This window comes from Pseudoflavonifractor phocaeensis (assembly GCF_016901735.1).
In the GTDB taxonomy this organism is placed as follows: domain Bacteria; phylum Bacillota; class Clostridia; order Oscillospirales; family Oscillospiraceae; genus Pseudoflavonifractor_A.
In genome coordinates this window covers 1-3,918 of sequence record NZ_JACLZC010000115.1, presented here as the reverse complement: position 1 = coordinate 3,918, position 3,918 = coordinate 1, and the positions used below count along the sequence as shown (strand labels likewise).

General features: G+C 49.2%; 2 protein-coding genes and 1 pseudogene. 1 reads left to right on the top strand and 2 read right to left on the bottom strand.

Annotation, left to right across the window (positions count from 1 at the left end; all coding sequences use genetic code 11):
* Positions 1–299: 299 nt before the first annotated feature.
* Both H7U37_RS14530 and H7U37_RS15870 read right to left on the bottom strand, forming a co-directional pair.
* Positions 300–1,664, bottom strand: coding sequence for a relaxase/mobilization nuclease domain-containing protein (locus H7U37_RS14530; protein ID WP_243414336.1), 1,365 nt, complete (start codon positions 1,662–1,664; stop codon positions 300–302).
* 201 nt (positions 1,665–1,865) lie between these two features.
* A pseudogene (locus tag H7U37_RS15870) lies at positions 1,866–2,093 on the bottom strand (CD1845 family protein); the annotation flags it as partial.
* Positions 2,094–2,279: 186 nt separating this feature from the next.
* Between H7U37_RS15870 and H7U37_RS14525 the strand changes: the two are divergent.
* Positions 2,280–3,755 (top strand): ATP-dependent nuclease, encoded by a 1,476-nt coding sequence (locus H7U37_RS14525; protein ID WP_204876837.1) that lies wholly within the window; start codon positions 2,280–2,282, stop codon positions 3,753–3,755.
* Positions 3,756–3,918: the final 163 nt, after the last annotated feature.

Here is a 3,918-nt window from a genome sequence, read left to right as displayed (position 1 = left end):
CTTTTTAAATTCTGGTGTGTATCGTTTGTTTGGTATCCCTTTTGGCATAATAAAGCACCCCACTTGTTATTCAGTATACCATACTGTCTAACAAATGGGGTGCAGTTCAAGAGAAACACGCACCTCCGTTTTTTTTGCGCTGTTTTGGGGGCTGCGCACTAACGGCAAGCAGGGCAAGTGTGGCCACACTTGCTATTTTTGCAGCCCGAGAGGGCCGCAAAAACGCTTGTTGGGGAGCCTCCCCAAACCCGGCGCTTCGGGACAAAATGTCCCAAAGTAAATTGCCTGCGTCACCGTCGCTACCGCTCCTGTTCCTTATTCTTGCGCCCGTCCGTCACGCCCAGCAGATAATCAATGTTGGTCTTGACCGCCACGGCCTTCCGCATTTCCTGTTGGGCGGCCCGGTACTTGGCGTACAGGGCCTTTTTCTCCGCCGCCAGCTTGCGGCGCTTTTCTTTTAATTGGGCCATCTTGGGCAGTTTGGCCCCATCCAGCAGATCGTTCAAAGCAGCCTTGGCCGCCCGGTAGTCCGCCAGCTCCGCCTCATGCTGGGCCAGAAATCTCTTGCTATACTTGGCCGCCTTGTACTCGTCAAACACGGGCCGGGTCTTGGCGTATTGTACCACGGCCCCCATGAGCTCGGAAGTATAGGCAAGGTCAGCCTCGGTCTGCCGGAGCAGTTCCGTCAGCGCATGGAAACGGGTGGACGCAGCCTCGGCCTCGGTGGTGAGCTGGTCATATTCGCTGATCTGATGCTCCTGCATAAATTGCAGCGCAGCGGCCATCTGTTTGAGGTTATACACCTTGGCCCACCGCTCATAGGCCGGGCCTTTCCCGGAGCGTAGCCGCTCCTGTATATCCACGATCAGATCGACACGCCTGGGCACAGCGGGGGCCGGAGCGTCCAGCTTCGGCATGGGGCGCTTGCCCGCAATTACATCCCGGATGTCCCCGGGATCAAAGCCTTCCCCGAGGGTGGACGAGCGGAGCCGGGTGGCCCGCTGCTGCCCTGGCACAAGGAACGAGATCGCACCGCCACGCCCCCGCTTGACCGCATAGCCGGACTCCTCCATGAGCCGTAAAAAGGCGTCAAAACTATCTGGGCCTTTTGCAAGGGCATTGCAGATGGCCGCCCGCAGCCATTCCTTGTAGGAAGTCTGGCGCTCCGTCCCCAGCCACGCCCCGTAGTGGAGAAAGCGTCCCTTGCTATGGAGCTTGGGGCTGATGATCACGGACAGGTCATTTTCCAGGCACACCCGGTCAGAGAGCCGCCGCACCGCCCGGGCCGAGCCGATGAAATCCCGGAACTTGTGGGAGCAATCCAGCGAAGTGGAGTTGTAGTAGATGTGGTTATGAATGTGCTGGCGGTCTGTATGGGTGGCGACGAAAAAGGCATACTTGCCCTTTGTCCAGCGCATCGCTGTTTCATAGCCCACCCGGTTTGCCTCCTCCGGGGTGATCTCTCCCGGCTTGAATGACTGGCGGATCTGATAGCAAAGCACATCGGCATCCCGCCGCTGTTCCCGGCCCGTGGCGGCCTTGTACTTGGCTTTGGAGAGCAGGAACTCCGCATCGGCGGTCATGTAGTCGCACTCGTAGGAGGAAATCAATTCGCCGTTCTGCGTCTTGTCCGGGTTTTGCCCATAGTCAAACCGCTCTTTCAAGGATTGGGCAACGGTTTCCCCCTTGCTGATCTTGTGCTTCTTAAAATAGGTTGTGGCCGTAGGCAGCCCTCCTTTCGATACGACAAACGGCGGCTGTTGCCAGCCGCCGCTCGGACTTTGGGACAAGTTGTCCCGCAGTATTAGCCTGTGATGAAATCCCGCAAGGAGTATTTCAGCGAGTAGAGCCTGTCCCATAAGCCAGTCAGCGATGGCTGGGATGCCAAAGGGCGAAACGAGAAACGCCAGTACAAGGAACACCACGCCGCCCAGCGTCTGGCCGCCGATGAACAGGACAAGGGCCAGCAGGGTCAGCACCACGCAGCCTATATGACACAGCGCAGAAGCCACGCAATAGAGAAACGACACGATGGCAACGAGCAGGGTCAGCGCCACCACAAAGGGGGCGGCAAGGATTTTGAGAACGATCATATCAGCTACCTCCCGTAAAATCTGCTGGGTTTGTGCTTCTATGATAATTGTACCTCTGAAAAAATCGAGGCACAAGGATGTCTAATTTCTTGTGAAGAAAGAGTAACTATGATATACTAATCATAATTGGAAGATTTTTGAGTACAAAGCAAATCGTTTATATAGATTAGAAAGAAAGTGCACATAATGGGTGAAATACAAGAAATCATGCGACAATTTGCGCATGGAACTGGCGAATGGAAGCAATTTCTGAATTCAATAAAAATCGAGAATATTCATGGTTGGAATGGTCAAGAGCTTGAATTTAGGTTTCCTGTTGTCGCAATAGTAGGCGAAAATGGAATTGGCAAAAGCACATATTTGAAAGCCGCTATATGTGCTTATAAAAATAAAGTAGGTAACGACTTTTATCCATCCAATATGTTTCTAAAAACTCAATGGGATGCAGATGGACTTGCAGGTGCAACTATTACTTATAAGATACGAGAAGGCAACAATACTCGGGCGCTTCGCTGGAGAAAAACGAATGACTGGGGATTTTCCCCTAAACAAAAGAAGCCTGAAAGAAATGTGTATTTCTTAGATATATCGCGCACTTTACCCCTTGATGCAACAGCTGGTTATGCGAAAATTGCGAAAATGGCCAGTGAAGAAGTTGGAGACAGAACTGAACTTGATGAGAATAGTTTACAAGCTTTATCCTATGTTTTAGGACAAAGCTACACCCGCGCACGCTTTACCGCCACAGATATTAATGCCGTACGCGAAGTTGGCCTACTTACAAAAGAGGGTGGGGAAATATCTCAATTCCATCAAGGCGCTGGCGAAGATGCCATGATGGATATGTTTAAGCTATTGCAATCAATTCCGCAGTACTCTTTGCTTGTTATTGATGAAGTCGAAAATTCATTACACCCTCAAGCACAGCGTAGATTTATTAGGCATCTCTTAACCTTATCGCGATCCAAGAAATTACAAATTATTTTATCTACGCATAGTCCTTTTGTTCTTGAGGAACTCCCGGCTGTTGCTCGTATCATGTTGACACGTCTATCAGATAGAAAAGAAATTCTTTATAATGTATCTCCAGAATTTGCGCTGTCTTCCATTGATGATGTTGCACATCCGGAGTTATATGTGTATATGGAAGACAACGAGGCCGCCGTGCTTTTTTTAGAAATATTAAAACAGAAGCCAGACAAGTACTATGAATATTGTACTAAAATCAAGGTATGCCCAGTAGGTAGCTGCGATGTTGTGGGAACCTTAGGCAATCTCGGAAGGAGAAACAAACTTCCCAATAAGAGCATTGCTATTGTAGATGGTGATAAGAGAGTAGATTTCCCACAGTGTTTTGCATTACCTGGTGATAAAGCACCTGAAAAGCAGATTCTTACTGATTTGAAATCAATTAACTGGGGCCAACTTGATGGAAGGTTTGGTATTGGTGCAGGGAGCCTATTCAAAATTCTTGACGACGCAATTTTACTACCGGATCATCACGATTGGACAACTTACATTGGAGATCGACTTAGAAAAAGTAGCGATTCTGTATGGTCAACATTGACGGAAGAATGGTGCACACAATGTTTGACGGAAGAAGATAAAACTTCATTTTTTGAAACTATCGAGAATGCGCTCAATGGCGTTCCACAAGGATAGTCTTATAAACATCAACTAACAGCTTTACAGTCCTAAATAGTCCGGGAGTAGCATTGAACTGCACCCCATTTGTTAGACAGTATGATATACTGGATAACAAGTGGGGTGCTTTATTATGCCAAAAGGGATAGCAAACAAACGATACACACCAGAATTCAAAAAG

Coding starts and splice junctions, on each gene's coding strand:
- H7U37_RS14525 (WP_204876837.1), top strand. CDS start 2,280: ATGGGTGAAATACAAGAAATCATGCGACAATTTGCGCATGGAACTGGC.